Here is a 17,479-nt window from a genome sequence, read left to right as displayed (position 1 = left end):
CATCCCGTCACGCGGGTGTCCCGACGACGCCCCGTGACGCTCTGAAAAGGTCGAAATCATGACCCTTTCCCGCCGCGGTTTCATGGGCGTCGCCGCCAGCCTGACCGCTCTCTCTCCCTTCGCTTCCGCGCGCTTCTCCGGTGCCCATGCCGAAGCGGCCCAGACAAAAATTGCCATCGTCGCCAAGATTGGCGGCATCCCGTGGTTCAACGCCATGGAGCGCGGTATCCAGAGCGCGGGCAAGGAGACCGGCTGCAATGCCTGGATGATTGGTCCCACCCAGGCCGATGCCGCCCAGCAGGTCAGTGCCATCGAGGATCTGATCGCCCGCAAGGTCGATGTGATCGGTGTCGTGCCCAATGATGCCAGTTCACTGGTGCCGGTTCTGCAGCGCGCGCGTGCGGCGGGTATTCATGTGATCAGCCATGAAAGCCCCGGCCAGCAGGGCGCGGAGTGGGATCTCGAATTCACGACTCCTGCTGCGGATGGCGAACGCCATATGGAGGCGCTGGCAAAGGCGACAGGCGGCAAGGGGGGGTACATCATCATTGTCGGGTCTTTGACCGTTCCCCAGCACAAGATGCGCGCCGATGCGGCTATCGCGCTGCAGAAGGCCCGATATCCCGACATGCATCTGATCGGGGATCGTTTTGGCTGCGGTGAAAGCGTGGATGACAGTTATCGCACCGTCATGGACCAGTTGCGCGCTCATCCCGATCTGACCGGGGTGCTTGCTTTCGGGTCGCAGGGGCCGATCGGGGCCGCGCGTGCGGTCGATGCACGTGGCAAGATCAGAAGCGTTTCGGTGGTCGGACCGTTCTCTCCGGGGCAGGGGGCGAAATATGTGCGCTCCGGCGCGATACGCTGTGGCTATATCTGGAACCCGCTTCTGGCCGGGCAGACCTTGGTGCGTCTGGGCATGATGATGGCGACCGGCAAGCCCATCACCAACGGTATGGACCTGACCGATATCGGTGCCTTGCAGGTCGATCCGGCGCAGCGCAGCATTCTTGCTCCAAAGATGCAGATCATCGATCGATCGACCATCGATGCGCTGGTGGCGCTGGGGCTGTGACCGACGCAGTCTTTCTGGAGCTGCGCCATGTGCACAAGACATTCGGCAGTTTCCAGGCGCTGCGCGGGATCGATTGGGATGTACGCGAAGGCGAGATCCATTGTCTTGTAGGCGAAAACGGATGCGGCAAATCCACGCTAATCAAGGCGGTATCGGGGGTACACGCTCCCGACCCGGGCGGGGAGATCCGTATTGGCGGTCGGAATGTGCTGCCGCTCGATCCGATGCGCGCCCGTGCACTGGGCATTCAGGTGGTGTTTCAGGATCTGGCTCTTTTCCCCAATCTGAACGTGGCCGAGAACATCGCCTTCGATGCCAATCTGGGGCGTGGTTTCAGTCCGCGCGCTGCGATCCGGCGGAAGGCGACGGAAATCCTGTCCCGTCTTGGGCATGATCTGCCTCTGGAGTGTCCGGTGGATGCGCTGTCGATTGCCGAGCGGCAGATCGTGGCCATTGCGCGCGGCCTTGCGGGTGAGGCGCGTTTGATTTTCATGGACGAACCCACGGCGTCGCTCACACGCGCCGAGGTGCGCCGCCTGCTCGATCTGGTGCGCAAGCTCTCGGCGGAGGGGATTGCGATCGTCTTCGTTTCGCATCGGCTCGATGAGGTCTCCGCCATTGCCGAGCGTATTACGGTGATGCGCGATGGACGGATGGTGGGCACGTATCCTGCATCCGGTCTCGACCAGAGAATGCTGATCCATCTCATGACCGGTATCGAGATCGCGACCCATCATGCTCCCCGCGATTGCAGTGCCCGTCCCGCCCTGCTGGAAACCCGCCAGCTCACGCGCAAGGGCGAGTATGAGAACGTCTCGATCACCCTGCATGAGGGCGAGGTTCTGGGCCTGACAGGCCTTCTGGGTGCCGGACGGACGGAATTTGCCCTCTCGCTTTTTGGCATGACCAGACCAGATTCCGGGAAAATGCTCGTGCATGGCCAGGAATGTCGTTTTCGGACCAATCAGGATGCTCTGGCGGCGGGTCTGGCTTATGTCTCTGAAGACAGGCTCAATCTCGGGATCAATGCCGAGCAATCCATCGTCGATAATCTCGATATTGCCGTTCTGCCAAGTCTGGCCAATCGTTTTGGCATCATCACCGATCGGGCGCGCGTACAGCTCGCCCGGGACTGGGTGGCGCGTCTGAATATCAAGGTCAATTCGGTTCAGGATGCCATCAACACCCTGTCGGGTGGCAACCAGCAGCGCGTCATTCTGGCACGCTGGCTCGCATCCCATCCCAAGATTCTCATCCTCGACAGTCCTACAGTGGGGGTGGACATCAAGAACAAGGAGGGGATCTACGCCCTGATCCGCGAATTGAGCGCCCAGGGCGTGGGCATTCTCGTGATCTCGGACGAGATGATCGAGCTTTTTGCCACCTGTGATCGCATCCTGCATATGCGCAATGGCCGTATCGCGGGTGATTATTCCCCGGCACACATCACAGAACAGGCGCTGGAGGCGCAGATCTATGCCTGATTTTGCCACGCTGCGCAGTCGGCCCGAGTTCTGGCTGGCCGGGGTGATCGTCATTTTCGGTGCAGCCCTGTCCCTGTCGACGCCAAGCTTTCTCAGCCTGTCGAATTTCGTCGATCTGACCGAAAGCTACGCCGTGCAGGCCATCATGGCTACGGGGCTTTTCGTCGTGCTCATTGCTGGGGGGATCGATATTTCCTTCGCGGCCACGGCTTCGGTGGCGCAATATGTTGCAGCGCTTCTGGCCACGCATTATGGGCTCTCGCCCTTCCTCGTTATCCCCGCTGGGCTTGTCGTGGGAACGGGGCTCGGCTTTTTGAACGCCGCGCTGATCCATTATGCGCGTGTCAATTCCATCATTATCACCATCGCCACCATGAATGTGTATTTCGCCCTGCTGATGTATGCGACGGGCGGTCACTCCATCTATAACCTGCCCGAATGGTGGAGCGAGCGCGTCACCTTCCTGCAATTCGAGACATCGGGGGGCGATCTCATACGCATCACTTTGCCCATCGTGGTCATGGTGGTGTCGCTCCTGTTGTGCTGGGTCCTTCTTACCCTGTCCAGAACCGGCAGGCAGCTTTACGCCATGGGCGGCAATGCCGAGGCGGCGCGTCGCATCGGCCTGAATATCTCGAAGCTGCAGTTCTTTGCCTATGGCTTTGCCGGTTTCATGGCGGCTCTGGCGGGGCTGGTTCAGGCCAATCGCGTGGGTGAAGCCGTGCCGAATGCGCTTTATGGCACGGAATTATCGGTCCTTTCCGCCGCCGTTCTGGGCGGCGCATCGCTTCTGGGCGGCGTGGGGACGATCGGCGGGATCACGCTCGGTATCCTGCTGCTCGCCATCATCCAGAACGGGCTCAATCTGCTCGATATCTCACCCTACTGCTTCGAGATCATCACGGGCGCGATCATTCTCGCTTCCACGACGCTCACTGCCCTTTCGGTCCAGAGCCGCAAGCGCTCCCGGCTCGTTGAGGAAGCGCCCATCCCGGAGCAAGCCCATGTCTGAAAATCTGCCCGTTACCGGCAATAAGACAGGACATTCCGCCTCCATGACCGATCTTGCCGCTCCGTTCCGGCGGCTGTTTCCTGCGCGTGTGTCGGGGCAGGCTCTGGCCGCGCTGGCGCTCGCCATCGGGTTCAGCCTCATCGTGCCCGGGTTTTTCAGCCTCGGCTCCATGCGCTCCATGATGTTCCAGCTCCCGCAACTCGGTCTTCTGGCGCTGGCCATGGCGATCCCCATGATGTCGGGCGGGTTGAATCTGGCCATCATCGCGATTGCCAATGCCTGTGGCCTTGCCATGGTGACGGTGCTCGGCCATCTGCCTTTGGCGGGCCATGGCGCGGGCTATGTCGGGTTCTGCATCGTGATCGCTCTCATGGTGGGGGCGGTGCTGGGGACGGCGTTGGGAGGCGTGACCGGATGGCTGATTGTGCGGACGAAAGTCCATCCCATTCTGGTCACGCTGGGAATCATGTCGATTGTCGAAGGCACGAGCATCTGGCTGACGCGTGGTGAGGTGGTGTCGGGACTGCCTGCCCTTTATGGTCAGATCGGCAATGCCTCACTGGCGCAGATACCGCTGGCCTTTCTCGCCTTTCTGGCGGTGGCGGGCGTGGTGCATCTTCTGCTTCAGCATACGGCTTTCGGGATTTCGATCCGCATGATCGGGTCGAATGCACTCGCCACGCGCTATTCGGCGGTCAATGTCGATCGCGTGACGATCAGGATCTACGCGCTTTCGGGTTTCCTGTGCTTCTGCGCCGCCTGCCTGATGCTGGCGCGATTCAATTCGGCCAGCGCGGCTTATGCCAAATCCTATCTGCTGGTCACCGTTCTGGCCGCTGTTCTGGGCGGGGTCGATCCCAATGGCGGTTTCGGACGGGTGACAGGGCTGGTTCTGGCCATGATCATGCTTCAGCTGATTGCGACCGGGTTCAATCTGCTCGGCTTCAGCGATTATCTGACGCTCGCCATCTGGGGGCTGGTGCTGATCGGGGTGGCCTGTGCCCAGTCCATGGTCAAAAAGAGGCGCTGAGAGCGCCCCTTGACGACCTGAATCCTCGAAAGGGCGGCGACTCTGACTCCGACCGCCCTGAGGGTTTCATTCATTATCGGCAGAGGGCATTGTTTCCGCCGGAATGAGCGACACATAGGGCTGAACTGCGAGACGCGCCGCGTGATCGGCCTTCGCCGCCTCGAGCAACTCCGGATTGGTTGCGAGGTCGAGCCCGGTCAGGGCCATGATTTTCGCCACATGCACCATGCCTTTATGCGCCACCGAAGACTGCCCTTGGGCGGTCATCTGCCAGGAATGGAGCTGGGTACCGATAGCGCAGGTTGCGCCAAGCGCCTGAACGGTGGGCACGGTCCAGCTCACATCGCCTATATCGGTTGAGCCGAGTGACGAGCGATTGCCCCCGGCAGGCAGAACGAAATCGGCGAGCGGCTTGTCCAGATCGGGTCTGGCGCCAGCATGATGGAAGGCGGCAATGATGTCGCTTCTGGGGAAAGTGGCCTGCATCTTGCGGGCGAAATCACGGTCATCCTCATCGAATGGCGGCGGTCCAAGACGCTCGACATGACCCTGCATGGCGGCTTCGAGCGGGGGGCAGGGCAGGATATTGGCCATGGCGCTGATCACGCGTTCTTCCACCTGTGTTTCCGTCATCAGCGCGGCACCCTGGGCAATCTTGCGCACACGCTCCGTCAGCGGCACCAGATCGGCCAGATCGAGCGTCCGTACCACGTAGCGTATGGTGGTTTTTGCCTGCACGACGTTGGGCGCAGCGCCACCTGCATCGAGATAGGCGTAGTGAATGCGCGAGCTGGGCAGCATGTGCTCGCGCAGATAATTCACACCCACATTCATGAGCTCTGCCGCATCGAGGGCGGACCGCCCCAAGAAGGGTGCAGCCGCGGCATGGGCGGCTTTGCCGGTAAAGGTGAAATCGAGACGGATATTGGCGAGGGAGGAGGGGGGAAACACGCCGGTGAAAAACAGAGGATGCCAGGAGATCGCGGCATCGACATCATCGAACACGCCTTCACGCACCATGAAGGCCTTGCCTGCACCGCCTTCCTCGGCGGGGCAGCCATAATAGCGCACGCGTCCCGGCAGATCATGCGCGGCAAGGAAATTCTTCAATGCCGTGGCAGCGAGCAACGCGGCGGAGCCCAGCAGATTATGGCCGCAGGCATGGCCATTCCCATTGCCGGGGAGCGGGGTGTGTTCCATGACCCCTGCGGCATTGGTCAGGTCGGGAAGTGCATCATACTCGCCCAGAAAGGCGATGACGGGTCCACCCTGGCCGGCCTCACCCATGACGGCGGTGGGCATGCCGGCTACGTTGCGTGTGACGCGAAACCCTTCTTCAGCCAGTTTCTCGGTATGGAGCGCACAGGAGCGGACTTCCTCGAAATTGGTCTCGGGCACTTCCCATACTGCATCGCTGAGCGCGATCAGGCTTGAAGCGCGGTCATCGACAAAGGAGAGGATGGCATCGGTATTTTTCATGAGAAGAAAATCCTTGTCGGCGGAAGAGGAAGGCAGGCCCAGCGCGTGCGGAAGAGTGCCCTCAGGGGATGTCAGAACCCAATCTTGGCTGGGCAATGTCACAAGGCACGATCGGGCAGGGGGGAAAAGGCGCTTGGCCGATGCCCTTGCTTCATGAGGTGGCGCAGGCCCAGATAGGCCAGAAGCGAGAGAGGCGTCAGCACACCGATCATCCAGGCAGGCACCATGGCATCATGGAAACGGGCGATCAGCAGCACGGTTATCGGCTGTGTCAGACCGCCGAAAACCGAGACGGCTACGGCATAAACGAGGCCAAAGATAAAGGCGCGGCTATGGTCGGGAATAGCGTCGAACAGCAAGCGCCAAACGGGGGCGATGAGCAGACCCGAGGAGAGAAAGATCGTGACGTTCAGGCCGATCTGGGTCCAGAGCCCCGGATAGGTGATGGAAAGCCCATAATAGACCATGCAGAGCGGCGTGCCGATGAGGGAAACCCAAAGCACGAAACGCATCGGATCGGGATTGCGATTGGCGATACGCATACCGGCGATGACCGCCGTAACGCCGCAGATCAGGCCGATGGTCATGGCGAACATGGCGATACCGGGCGGCAGATGCAGCACCGCAATGGCGTAGCTGACACCGAATGTGCGCAGGTAATTGGTGATGGTCCCGCAAATGATGAGTGCGAAGACCAGCAGGATTTTGGGCGTGACCAGCAGGCGCAGCGTTGCGCCAAAAGGATGGGGCTCGTGATGCGTTGTATGCGCGGCAGGGATTTGTCGACGCAGCCAGAATCCGAACGGGAGTATGGCCACGCCGATGACAAACGGGACGCGCCAGCCCCAGTCATAAAGCGCATCATGGGAGAGGACGAGCGAGAGGATCAGCCCAAAGATCACCGCCACCAGCATACCCAGAATCTGCGTCACATATTGCATGATGCTGATAATGCCGCCTTTGCCTGGAGGCGCGGCGTCATACAGCATGGCGGTAGCCGGACCGACCTCGCCGCCATCGGAAAACCCCTGCATCATGCGCGCCAGAACAATCATGAAGGCGGCGATGATGCCGATCGCGCCCGTTGGCGGGGTGGCGGCGAGAAGCAGCGAGCCTACTGCCATGATCACAAAAGTCAGCATGAGTGCGGCCTGATGGCCATGGCGTCTGGCATAGATGCCGACGCAGAACGCGCCCAGAGGCCGCAGGAAAAAACCGGCGCCAAAGGTGATGAGCGCATCGAACAATCCGGCCAGACCGCTGCTATGCGGAAAAAAAGCCTTGGCGATCATGGGCGCGAAAAACGCATAAGCCATGAAATTATAGAATTCGAGAAAATTCCCGACACAGGCGGCCATGATGATCCGCTTTCTGTCCTGTTCCGATCCTGTCATGGCGTCACTCTCCTTGCGGGTGGGGGCGTTCAGTAGGTCAGGCCGATCCGACCGCCGATAAAGCGCGGCGGGCCGGGAATGCGGAAATAGGTCGTGGTCGATTGCGAACTCGTGGTGAAATACTCCCTGTTCAGGATATTCGACGCATAGAGTGTGGCTGTCCACGGTCCTTTGAGCGGATGTACAGTGAGATGCGCGCCGAGCAAAAAATAGGCGGGAAGCTGATAGGGACCGGTGCCGCCCGGCACCATGGATTGTGCGGATCGGAAATTCCAGTCGATCCCGGCCTCTCCCTCATAGCGCTTGAGGAAGGCAATACGATAATCGCCAGAGCCATTAAGGGTCAGTTTTGGGTTCATGCCTTCTGTACCGGCGTAATCGGTGTAGATGGGCGCCCATATGCCCGTGCGCGCGTATTGGGCATTGACGGCGGCAGCGTTAATGGCCTGGAAGCGCTGGTATTTGCTGCGCAGATAGCCGAAATTCTGCGTCAGGTAGACATGGCGTATCGGATTGATTTCGGTATTGAACTCAGTCCCCCAGATCTCTGATTTCGGGATGTTGTCAAAGCGTCCGAGAGGACCATAGCTGGGCACGACATAGGTGCCGAGATATTGCTGGTCGTGATAATCGTAATAAAAGGCGGCTGCATTGAGCCGGAAACGATTGGGAATGAGATCGGCCTTGAAGCCGAGTTCATAGGCCAGCACGGTTTCGGGTTTGAACGGGTCGAGCTGCCCCTGCACGACCGTATTATTGGCGGTCATACCGCCCGGCTTCATGCCCCGGCTGACCTTGAAATAGGTCATGAGGTCTTTCGTAGCCTGAAATTGCAGGCCCAATGTGCCGGCAAACTGGTTCATGTTGGACCCGGTAGACTGGAACTGCAGGGAGCGACGTCCGAACTGGACCGTACGCAAATTCAGCAATTGTCGGTCATCAGCCTCATGGGTCAGCCCGCCGATCAGCGTCAGGCGATGGGGCAGCTTGTAGGCCAGATGCGCGAATTGCGAGAATGTCTGCTGGTTCTGGCCGAAGGATGTTTCCTGAAGATAGCCGCGTGTGGGCACGTAATCGGTGAAATCGAAAAAGGACTGCTGCGTCATGCGCACGCGGTCGTAATAGGCGCCGATCACCCAGTCGAGCGGCCGGTTCTTGCGGGATTCCAGACGCAGTTCCTGCGAGAAGCTGTTGGCGACGATATTGCGGTAGTTATCGCCCGTGGCCCAGAGCGTGCCATCCTGATCGGTATATTCGCCCACGCGCTCGGTTTCGAAGGCGCTGATGCTCCTGAGTGTCGCAAAGCCAAAATCATGCGATGCCTTGAGATCGGCCCCCCACATTGTATTGTGCTCGCTGGGCTTCAGATTCGTCGGGCGGCCGATCAATCTGGCGAGACGCGTATTATAGTCCCATTGGGCCTGCTGGTAGGTGAGGGTCGGGTAGGGGCGCGTTGGCAGGAAATTCACGACGGGTTTGGCTGCGACGACCTCGGAATCATCCTGGACCCAATGCCCGCTCAGCATGATTTCCGTATGCTCTTCCGGCCGCCAACGCAGTTTGGCGCGCAGCGCGCCCAGATTTGCATCCCCCAGATGGGCGCCATTGCTCGGATTGGTTTGCCAGCCGCCACCCTGCATGGTCTGCCCCGCGATCCTGAAGCTGAGCTTGTCTGTCACGATCGGACCGGACACAAAAAGATTGGTGCGGCTGCGGGCGTAGGAGGCAATATCCTGTGAAACCCCGCCATGCCAGTCATCGGTCGGGTCATTGGTATGAAATGCCACCTCTCCCCCTGTATCGGCCTGGCCATGAGCAAAACCGACCGGCCCGGGCTCGACGGCGGCGCCGGCGATATCGAACATCATGCCCGAGGCCATGCGCGCCAGGGGATAGGCGACGTCGTCATAATAGACGAGAACCGAGGACATATTGTTCTGGGTGTAGTCATTCAGCCCTATGCCGCGCAGGAAGAAATTGGTTGTACCTGTGCCGTTCACGCTCTGAACGGTCAGGTTCGGGGCCACGCGGGGCAGATCGAGCAAAGACACCACTCCCTGACGCGTCAGGGTCTCGGCCGTGATATGGGTGGTGGCATCGGCTTCATGCTGGGCTGCGGTAAAATGGAAGCGCCGTCGTGCTGTGGTGACCGTCAGCGTTTCGGAGCCGCTTTTCATTGCCCCGGGACGTGATGCCCCGGGACGTGATGTCGCATCCCGTGCGCTGCGGTTTCGTGACGATGCAGGGGCTGAGGTAGGGACAGATACCCTGGTCGCGGGAGAGGCGTGCCGCGAAAGCGCCTTGTGCGCCCCGTGCCCGCCCCCGGCAGAAGGAGCCTGATCCTGAGCCTGGGCCTGAAAGCCGAGAGCTGGTGTCAGGGCCGTCGCTATCAACAAAAAGAAGGATGAACGGCACCACAGGGCCTTTTGGCGCGTCTGGAATGGCTTGTCTGTCATCGTGCTTCCTGCCGGTTATTATTAGTGCAGGCGGCGGTAACACCTGCCGCCCCGAGCGGGTTGTAGGAAGATAATGAAAGCAAAACGTTTCGTTATTGAAGCGAAATAAGGTTATGCTGCGTCAACCGTCTGGTTGTCGAAGGAGCGGGCAGGGCATGGTGACTGGATCGAGGCTGCATCGGCGGCTCAAACTGCGCCATCTGCATCTGCTGGAAATGCTGAATGCGACACGCAGCATGCGCCTGACCGCGCAGAGGTTGAACATCTCGCCCGCCGCTGTCTCGAAATCCTGTATCGAGATTGAAGCCCTGCTCGGTCAGCGCCTGTTCGAGCGCGTGCATGGCCGCCTTGTGCCCCTGCCAGGACTCGAGCGCGTCTTGCTGGCGGCACGGCGGATCGATCATGAGTTGCAGGCGCTGAGTGAGGATTTCGCGCGTGAGACGGCCCTGCTGCATGGCAAGGTCCGTATTGGCTTGCAGGCTCCGATGCTGGAGAGACCACTTATCGTCTGGGTGTCGCGCATGAAGCGCGAGCAGCCTTTCCTCACTATAAGTATCGAATATGGCATGCGTCAGCGTCTGCTCGATGATCTGCATGCCAGCAGGCTCGACATGGTGGCGATCAATCTTCTGGGAGTTGCTGTGTCGGGGCGTTTCGAAACCCGGACGCTCTGCCTGGAGCACTGTCTGGTTCAGTCTGACGGGGAGTTGCTGACCGTCTCTGCGGTTCTGGATGGCTGGGCGCATTACGCTGACCGCGTGTGGTTGCTCCCCGTCAAGGGCATGGCGATGCGCGATCGCTTCGAACAGGTCCTCCAGGCGCGCGGCCTGTCCCTGCCCGATCGTCTGGTCGAGATCAGCGTGCCCAGCAGGTTGGAGGAATTGCGCGAGGCCTGCGACGCGGTCGCTCTCGTGCCCGTCTCGCTTCTGTCGGAGTCGCAGCTCTCACGCCTCCCTGTCCTGGAGGGAGGGCTGCCGGGGGATGATTTCTTCATGGAGCACGGCATTGCCTGGGCGCGCGGCACCGTGCGCACTGCGCCTGTCGCCTATGCGCTCGCGATCATGTCGAACCTGCCTGATTCCTTCCGGACAGGGGAGGGAGGTGAGCAGGTTTTCTGATGCGAGGTATCGGACAAAAAATGGTGAAGTATTGCGGGATAATGAAATCGTGATGAAGGAAAAGAAAGGTACCTGACGCACATTACCCACCCTTTGAGTTGTCAAGCCGGACAACCCCTCTCTCGGATCAAGGAGGGTTTACTGGTCTGACGGTCTCGTAGCTCCATCGGCTTTCGGCGTGGCGGGCCCGGATACCGGGCAGAGCCTATCCGGGGGCGTAGCGTGAGGATGTCCCGTGCGACGCGTTGTTCCTTTATTATGCACCCTTGCTGGCCTGGTGATCGGTCTGCTCGGTGTGGGTTTGGCCCTGGGCGGGGTGTATCTCGCCTGGCTTGGCGGAAGCTGGGCCTATATCGCCCTCGGCCTGCTCATGGCCTGTGTCGGGTTCCTGGTCATGGCCCGACGGACCATTGCCCTTCCCCTGTCGATCCTCCTGAGTCTGGTCGCCGCTGGGTGGGCTTTCGGCGAGGTGGGGGATGTGTTCTGGCTCGTTCTGCCACGCGTCGGGGTCTTTCTCGTTTTGCCCATCGTTGTGGGCGTGCTGGCGCCTTTCTTCGGCGCCACAGAGCGTGGCCCTGTTGCAGGGGGCGGGCGTGGTGGTGCGTTGCGCTCCGGAGGCGTCCCTCGCGCCTGGGGCATGGGCATTGCCGCGATCTATGCCATCATTTTCTGTGGCATCATTCTGGGCGTGTTCCAGCCTCATGCGGAGGTCACGGCAGAGGCCTCACAGCAGCCCAAGCCCAATGGGGCTCTGGGGCAGCAGAACGGCAATGACTGGCCTGCCTGGGGCCGCAATCTGAGCGGTGACCGCTTTGCGCCCTATACGCAGATCAACGCGCAGAATGTGACCGATCTCAAACTCGCCTGGACCTTCCATACAGGGGACCTCGCCATTGACGGGTCTGAGTACCAGGTCACGCCGCTCAAGATCGCCGATACGCTCTATCTCTGCACGCCTCTGAACAAGGTGATTGCGCTCGATCCGGTTTCGGGCAAGCAGAAATGGCGTTTTGACCCGCATATGCAGGTGACGCGCGGCAACAAGGGCTGGAAGCGCTGCCGTGGCGTCAGCTATGCCGATCTCACGACCATGTCGCTGCTGGCGCCTGATGCGAAAGCGTTTGGCCCGGAGGAAGCTCCTGCGTCTGCCGACCAGGCCTCCCCCGTGGCAGCGCCCGCTGCACCGCCCGAAGAAACCGCGACGCCCGCGCCTGTTGCCATCACGGCGGAAACCCCCTGTGCGCGTCGTATCGTCAGCACGACCAACGATGCCCGCCTCTTTGAACTCGATGCCACGACCGGAGCGCTCTGCGAGGATTTCGGCGATCATGGCATGGTCAATCTGCTCGAAGGGCTCGGCCCGACGGCACCTGGCTCCTATTATCTGACCTCCGCCCCGCTCGTGGCTGATGGCGTGATCATGGTGGGTGGCAAGATCAACGACAACATGACCGTCGGTGAGCCCTCGGGCGTCATTCGCGGCTATGATGTGCGCACGGGCCGACTGGTCTGGGCCTGGGATGCCTCGCGTGGCAACAAGGACAGCCGCCCACTCCCCGCTGGACAGATCTATGCCACCGAAACCCCGAATTTCTGGGGAACGGCCTCCTATGATCCCAAGCTGGGCCTTGCCTTCATTCCCATGGGCAATCAGACGCCGGATTTCTGGACCGGTAATCGCCATGACTATTCGGACGAATATACCGACGCAATTCTGGCACTCGATATCCGCACGGGCCAGGAACACTGGCATTTTCGTACCGCCAATAACGATATGTTCGACTATGACGTGACGTCGCAGCCGATCCTGTACGATATGCCCGATGGCAAGGGCGAGACCACGCCGGTCGTCGTTGCTCTGACCAAGCGCAGCCAGATTTTCGTGCTCGACCGCCGTACAGGCAAACCTGTCGTGCCTGTGACCAATCGCAAGGTCGCGACTGACGGTATGCCCGGCCAGCGAATCAGCCCGGTTCAGCCCTATTCCGCTCTCTCCATTGGCGTCGATCCGCTGAAGGAAAGCGATATGTGGGGCGGTACGGTGTTCGACCAGCTCTATTGCCGCATTGCTTTCCGGAAGATGCGTTGGGAGGGGGAATTCACCCCGCTGAGCGACAAGCAGAAAACCCTGATCTGGCCCGGCTATTACGGTGGCTCGAACTGGGGCGGCGGGGCGCTTGACCCGCAAACCGGTGTGCTCGTGGTGAACGACATCCGCATGGCAATGTGGGGACAGTTCATCAAGCGCGAGGACGCCGCCCATGCCGGCCTCGTTCCCTCGACCGAGGGCGAATATTCCGAGCAGCTCGGCACCCCTTGGGGCGTGGAGCGCTCCATGTTCGTTTCTCCGCTCGGTGCGCCGTGCTTCAAGCCTCCTTATGGCTCGCTCACAGCCATCGATCTGAGGACGCAAAAGACGCTTTGGCAGGTGCCGGTTGGCAGCATCCAGGACGCCGCCATTCATGGCGTGTTCGGCCAGAAGGGGATCATTCCGCATCTTTACATCCCGGTTGGCATGCCCACGTTGGGGGGTCCGATGCTGACACAAGGCAATCTCGCCTTCTTCCATGGCTCTCTTGATAACTACCTGCGTGCGTTCGATCTCCGCTCCGGCAAGGAAGTCTGGCGCGAGCGTCTGCCTGTCGGGGGGCAGGGTACGCCCATGACCTATGTCGAACAGGGCAGGCAATATGTGCTGGTGGTCGCGGGTGGCGCGACGCGTACGGGCACCAATGAAAACAAGGGGGATTACGTCCTGGCTTATGCTCTCCCGGCAACGCCCTGACGGTTTCTCTCGTTCCCCTGCCGTTTTGACGCGGCAGGGGAGCCCCTTCGAGGTTCCAGTTTCATCACGGATCCTCAGTCAGGCCCGCGCTCTGCCGGGTCTGATACCCAGGGGATGATGCCGGGTAACGCTGCGGCAGATGCACTACCGCAACAAGGTCCGGCCCGGCCCATACTCCCTCGGGATTGATGACCCGGGGGCAGGATGATCAGGTCCTGACAAGCAAGCCGGATATCCGCCTTATCCTCTATGTCAGTGCCAGCCTGCCAGCACAGTACCGGCTGACGTACCGAAGAACCAACTACGAGCGCCTTGGGTGTATCTCTCTATCTGAGCTCGGGACCGTCGGCCTTTCTTTGCACAGTCGTTCGGTGCCGTCTGATCCGCAATCATGCTGGGCGTGCGCTCTCTGCGTGAGACGATGGGCAAAAGAAAACCCCTCTTCCGTCGCCGGAAGAGGGGGGAGGGCTGAGCCGTGGAGGCTTGGTTTGTTCAGGCTGTGCGTCCGAGGATGCGGTTATAAAGCGTGGCGAGTTCCTGCGCCTGATCCTCGTAGCTCGGAAGGCTGCCCTTGTTCGGATTCACATAGGAATCGAACCGGCTCTTCTGATCGAGGATGGCTTCAATCGCGGCCTGAAGGGGGGCGGGATCATCGATGATCGGGATGAGTGAGCCATTCACGCCATCCACGATTTCCTCAGCCTGGCCGCCCGGTGCCGTCGAAATCACCCAGACATCACGCGACAGAGCCTCGCGCACGGTCAGGCCATAGCTCTCGCGCCATTGCGAGGGGAAGAGCAGCACGTCCACCTGATCATAGAAATCATCCAGTCCGGACTGGGTGTAGGCTGGAACGGTGCGGATCGTGCCCTTTACCAGCCATTCCGACGTATCGATCGAGGGGAAACCCAGGTTGAGCGTGTTATCGACCAGTACCAGTTCCCAGTCATCGCGCTTGGTGCGCTCCAGCGCCTTGCGGATCAGGTCATAGCCTTTGACAAACCCGATTCCCCCGACGAAACCGAAGCGCAGCTTGCTACCTGGCGGGCGTTTCGCCTTGGGGCGCGAGGGCCAGGTGAAGCCGTTACGATTGATCAGAATCCGGTCGGAGGGCACGCCATTGCGCACATAGAGCCCCTTATGCTCTTCCGAGGGGCTCAGAATGGCTGCCGCACCAGCCAGAGCCTGGCGCATGACCTTACGGCGTTCATTCAGGTAATGGGCGCGTGTCGACTCACCGGGGGCGAGCGGCACTTCGTTCTTCTCCAGATGGTACTGCCCGTCATCGCGCGTAATGAAGAGATTATCAGACAGCCACCAGCAATCATGCAGGCTGATCACGTAGGGCACGCCGCGTTGCTGGCAGATGCGGGCCATGCCGACGCCCATCTCCTGGATTGCATGGAAATGCACCAGCTCGACGTCCCATGCATCGATCCAGCGCTCGATCTGACGGGCGATGGTGATGTTGTCGGTTGCGGCATTACGCCCGGCCACGACGGAAAAGACGTCCGTGTCGAGCACGCGATAGCGTAGGGCCCCGTCGGGGAGGGCCTCCAGAACCGGGCGCGTGGTCATGATGCTGTTCTCGAAGCCGGCCTTGGCGAGCGGCTTGAGAAGGGCTTCCACCACAATCGTGGCCCCGCCGAAAGAGCGCGGTGCCATGAAGATGTTTACCTGCAGGACACGCGGTGCCTTGTGGGTAAAGGCGGGAGGCTTGCCGAAGACCGGAGCGGCCTGCTGGGTCAGGATACGGTCGGGCGCATAGAGCGCGAGCGCCGCCTCGCGCGCTTTCAGACCGATGCGGCGACGCAATTGCGCGTCGCTGGCCAACGCCAGAACCGTGTCCCGCCACTCTTCGGCGGTGCGGGCGAGATACCCGTTATCACCGGACTGAATGACCCGCCGATAGGTATCGGTGGGCGAGCAGATGGAGGGAAGCTCCAGGATGGCAGCCTCTAGAAATTTGATATTGCTCTTGCAGTCATTGAAGAGCGTGTCCTCAAGCGGCGCAATGGCGATATCCGCTTTGGCCAGTTCTCCCAGATAGGCGGCATAGGAGACTTCGTTCCGACGCTGAACGCGCGAGCCGAATTGCGCAAAGAGCGGTGAGATCTTCAGAGGGCCGATAATCAGGAGATTCACGCGCGGTTCTGCCTTCATGGCAGCGATCAGACCGGTTTCCGCGACCTTGAAGTCCATGTCATGGGCGCGGCTGCCCGAGCCGTAGCAGACCCAGATCCTGTCTTCATCGCGCGGGGCTGGGTTGGCGAGCAGGCTCGCGGCCACCTCAAGAGTCTGGGTGTCGAGCGCGTTCTCCAGAACCAGCACATCCTCGATGCCGATCTTGCGCATTTCGGTAGCCAGGGCTTCCGTGGAGGCCATGCCACGCCCACAGGCACGGAGCGCGCGCAGATAGAGATCGGCAAGATGGTAAAGGCCCTGGCGCTCATGATAACTCAATGTCGCCAGATTGCCGTTGCGCCGGTAGAGGATCTTGCTGAACAGAAGATCGTCGATCTCCCAGCGCGGTTTGAGACCGAGCCTCTTGGCCTCTGCAACCAGGCCGAGTACCGAGGCAACGCCCGGTACGCGATAGAACAGAATCTCGGTCGCTACCTGAAGCGAGGAGAGCGCCTCGCTGCTGTCCTGCCAGTCGACGATCTGCACGGTCCAGCCGAGACGACGGATCAGCTCGGCCTTCTGGGTCACGCGATATTTGGTACATTGCTGCAAACCCATATCGGCGATCAGCAGATAGTGGGGGCGCAGCATCTGGGTCGCCTTGGGCGCCGGGCGTCGCAGAAAGGCAGCAAGCTCCTTGGTCGGGACAAAAAGCGGATCGCCCGCCTGATCACTATGCCGTGAAAGACGTCGTTTCGCGATTCCCCCGGCAAAAAACCGACCCATCGCCTTGAAGAATCCTTCGGTGCGATAGGAATCGAGCCACTGCTCCCAGGCCTCATTGATAGGGATGCCGCGCGGCAGACGACCGAGGGTCAAGGCCCGAACCCAGCGCAGCGGCTCCATGATTCGCCAGGACAGCGAACGGCGCATCAGCTTCAGCTGCTGGTTCGTCAGGCGTAGCTCCGCCTGGAGCGAATCTGCGCGAATGGTTGCGAGATAGGCTGAGGCCGCCAGGGTCTCTTCCTGGGGAGTGTCGATGTCAAAGGCAGAGGGGGTCTGTCTGTCGGATAGATCGGGCAAGAATCACTCACTGGGTGATGAGGACAAAACTGGCTGGAAGCAGCCTGTGTGCTCTATAGCCCAGATTTACCCGTTACAAAAACGAAGGCCCGGTCTGTGAGCCGGGCCTTCGCAGAGAGACGCGAGTGACTGATGGTTTGTTGACGATCAGCTGATCACGATGTTCGAGGCCTTCAGATCGGTCACGCCGAGGAAGGTAACCTTCATGTTGTTGTCGAGCTGCAGCGTGGTGTTGCCGCCAGTGACCGTTGCCGTTGCCAGCAGATCCTGGATGGCCTTGTCGGCATCCGCCGGGCGGTAGTTATACATGAAGAACATGTTGCCAGCCGCGCTGCCGAAATCGGTGATGGTGATGTCACCACCATTATGCCCGGCGAGCACACCGAAGGTGTTGGCTGCGCCGCTGCCACCGGTGACGGTGGCGAAGCTGTCGCCATTC

At 60.6% G+C, this 17,479-nt stretch carries 10 protein-coding genes and 1 pseudogene; 6 read left to right on the top strand and 5 right to left on the bottom strand.

Annotated features, from left to right (window positions below; genetic code table 11):
* Nucleotides 1–58: 58 nt before the first annotated feature.
* The 4 genes from C0V97_RS05620 to C0V97_RS05605 are packed head-to-tail and all read left to right on the top strand — an operon-like array spanning nucleotide 59 to nucleotide 4,601.
* Complete coding sequence (locus C0V97_RS05620; protein ID WP_199751652.1) at nucleotides 59–1,075, top strand: substrate-binding domain-containing protein; 1,017 nt, start codon at nucleotides 59–61, stop codon at nucleotides 1,073–1,075.
* Complete coding sequence (locus tag C0V97_RS05615; RefSeq protein WP_127101563.1) at nucleotides 1,072–2,559, top strand: sugar ABC transporter ATP-binding protein; 1,488 nt, start codon at nucleotides 1,072–1,074, stop codon at nucleotides 2,557–2,559. The genes C0V97_RS05620 and C0V97_RS05615 overlap by 4 nt, the downstream gene beginning before the upstream one ends.
* Nucleotides 2,552–3,571, top strand: a complete 1,020-nt coding sequence (locus C0V97_RS05610; protein WP_127101561.1) for an ABC transporter permease — start codon at nucleotides 2,552–2,554, stop codon at nucleotides 3,569–3,571. Before C0V97_RS05615 ends, C0V97_RS05610 begins: the two co-directional genes overlap by 8 nt.
* The gene (locus C0V97_RS05605; RefSeq protein ID WP_127101559.1) at nucleotides 3,564–4,601 is read left to right on the top strand and encodes an ABC transporter permease; all 1,038 of its coding nucleotides are present in this window, start codon (nucleotides 3,564–3,566) and stop codon (nucleotides 4,599–4,601) included. Before C0V97_RS05610 ends, C0V97_RS05605 begins: the two co-directional genes overlap by 8 nt.
* Before the next feature lie 66 nt (nucleotides 4,602–4,667).
* On the opposite strand, the gene C0V97_RS05600 is transcribed toward C0V97_RS05605, so the two are convergent.
* From C0V97_RS05600 to C0V97_RS05590, 3 genes are all read right to left on the bottom strand, one after another.
* Nucleotides 4,668–6,080 (bottom strand): amidohydrolase, encoded by a 1,413-nt coding sequence (locus C0V97_RS05600; RefSeq protein WP_127101557.1) that lies wholly within the window; start codon nucleotides 6,078–6,080, stop codon nucleotides 4,668–4,670.
* Nucleotides 6,081–6,178: 98 nt separating this feature from the next.
* A complete protein-coding gene (locus C0V97_RS05595; RefSeq protein ID WP_127101555.1) occupies nucleotides 6,179–7,474 on the bottom strand; it encodes an MFS transporter in 1,296 nt (431 codons plus the stop codon).
* A gap of 29 nt (nucleotides 7,475–7,503) precedes the next feature.
* Nucleotides 7,504–9,651, bottom strand: coding sequence for a TonB-dependent receptor (locus C0V97_RS05590; RefSeq protein ID WP_127101553.1), 2,148 nt, complete (start codon nucleotides 9,649–9,651; stop codon nucleotides 7,504–7,506).
* A 434-nt stretch (nucleotides 9,652–10,085) separates the two neighbouring features.
* On the opposite strand from C0V97_RS05590, the gene C0V97_RS05585 reads away from it, so the two are divergent.
* The gene (locus tag C0V97_RS05585) at nucleotides 10,086–11,048 is read left to right on the top strand and encodes a LysR family transcriptional regulator (protein WP_158625351.1); all 963 of its coding nucleotides are present in this window, start codon (nucleotides 10,086–10,088) and stop codon (nucleotides 11,046–11,048) included.
* A 235-nt stretch (nucleotides 11,049–11,283) separates the two neighbouring features.
* A complete protein-coding gene (locus C0V97_RS05580; RefSeq protein ID WP_127101549.1) occupies nucleotides 11,284–13,833 on the top strand; it encodes a membrane-bound PQQ-dependent dehydrogenase, glucose/quinate/shikimate family in 2,550 nt (849 codons plus the stop codon).
* 492 nt (nucleotides 13,834–14,325) lie between these two features.
* On the opposite strand, the gene C0V97_RS05575 is transcribed toward C0V97_RS05580, so the two are convergent.
* Both C0V97_RS05575 and C0V97_RS18310 read right to left on the bottom strand, forming a co-directional pair.
* Entirely contained in the window at nucleotides 14,326–17,040 is a 2,715-nt protein-coding gene (locus tag C0V97_RS05575; protein ID WP_233581991.1) for a glycosyltransferase, read from the bottom strand.
* A gap of 147 nt (nucleotides 17,041–17,187) precedes the next feature.
* Nucleotides 17,188–17,479: pseudogene (locus C0V97_RS18310) on the bottom strand (calcium-binding protein); the annotation flags it as partial.

This window comes from Asaia sp. W19 (assembly GCF_003994335.1).
Classification (GTDB): domain Bacteria; phylum Pseudomonadota; class Alphaproteobacteria; order Acetobacterales; family Acetobacteraceae; genus Asaia.
This window is presented reverse-complemented; position numbering and strand designations above follow the sequence as displayed.

Bases quoted from the DNA above. Each gene is read 5' to 3' on its own strand.
- C0V97_RS05620 (WP_199751652.1), top strand. From the start codon at position 59: ATGACCCTTTCCCGCCGCGGTTTCATGGGCGTCGCCGCCAGCCTGACC.
- C0V97_RS05610 (WP_127101561.1), top strand. From the start codon at position 2,552: ATGCCTGATTTTGCCACGCTGCGCAGTCGGCCCGAGTTCTGGCTGGCC.
- C0V97_RS05605 (WP_127101559.1), top strand. From the start codon at position 3,564: ATGTCTGAAAATCTGCCCGTTACCGGCAATAAGACAGGACATTCCGCC.
- C0V97_RS05600 (WP_127101557.1), bottom strand. From the start codon at position 6,080: ATGAAAAATACCGATGCCATCCTCTCCTTTGTCGATGACCGCGCTTCA.
- C0V97_RS05595 (WP_127101555.1), bottom strand. From the start codon at position 7,474: ATGACAGGATCGGAACAGGACAGAAAGCGGATCATCATGGCCGCCTGT.
- C0V97_RS05590 (WP_127101553.1), bottom strand. From the start codon at position 9,651: ATGAAAAGCGGCTCCGAAACGCTGACGGTCACCACAGCACGACGGCGC.
- C0V97_RS05585 (WP_158625351.1), top strand. From the start codon at position 10,086: ATGGTGACTGGATCGAGGCTGCATCGGCGGCTCAAACTGCGCCATCTG.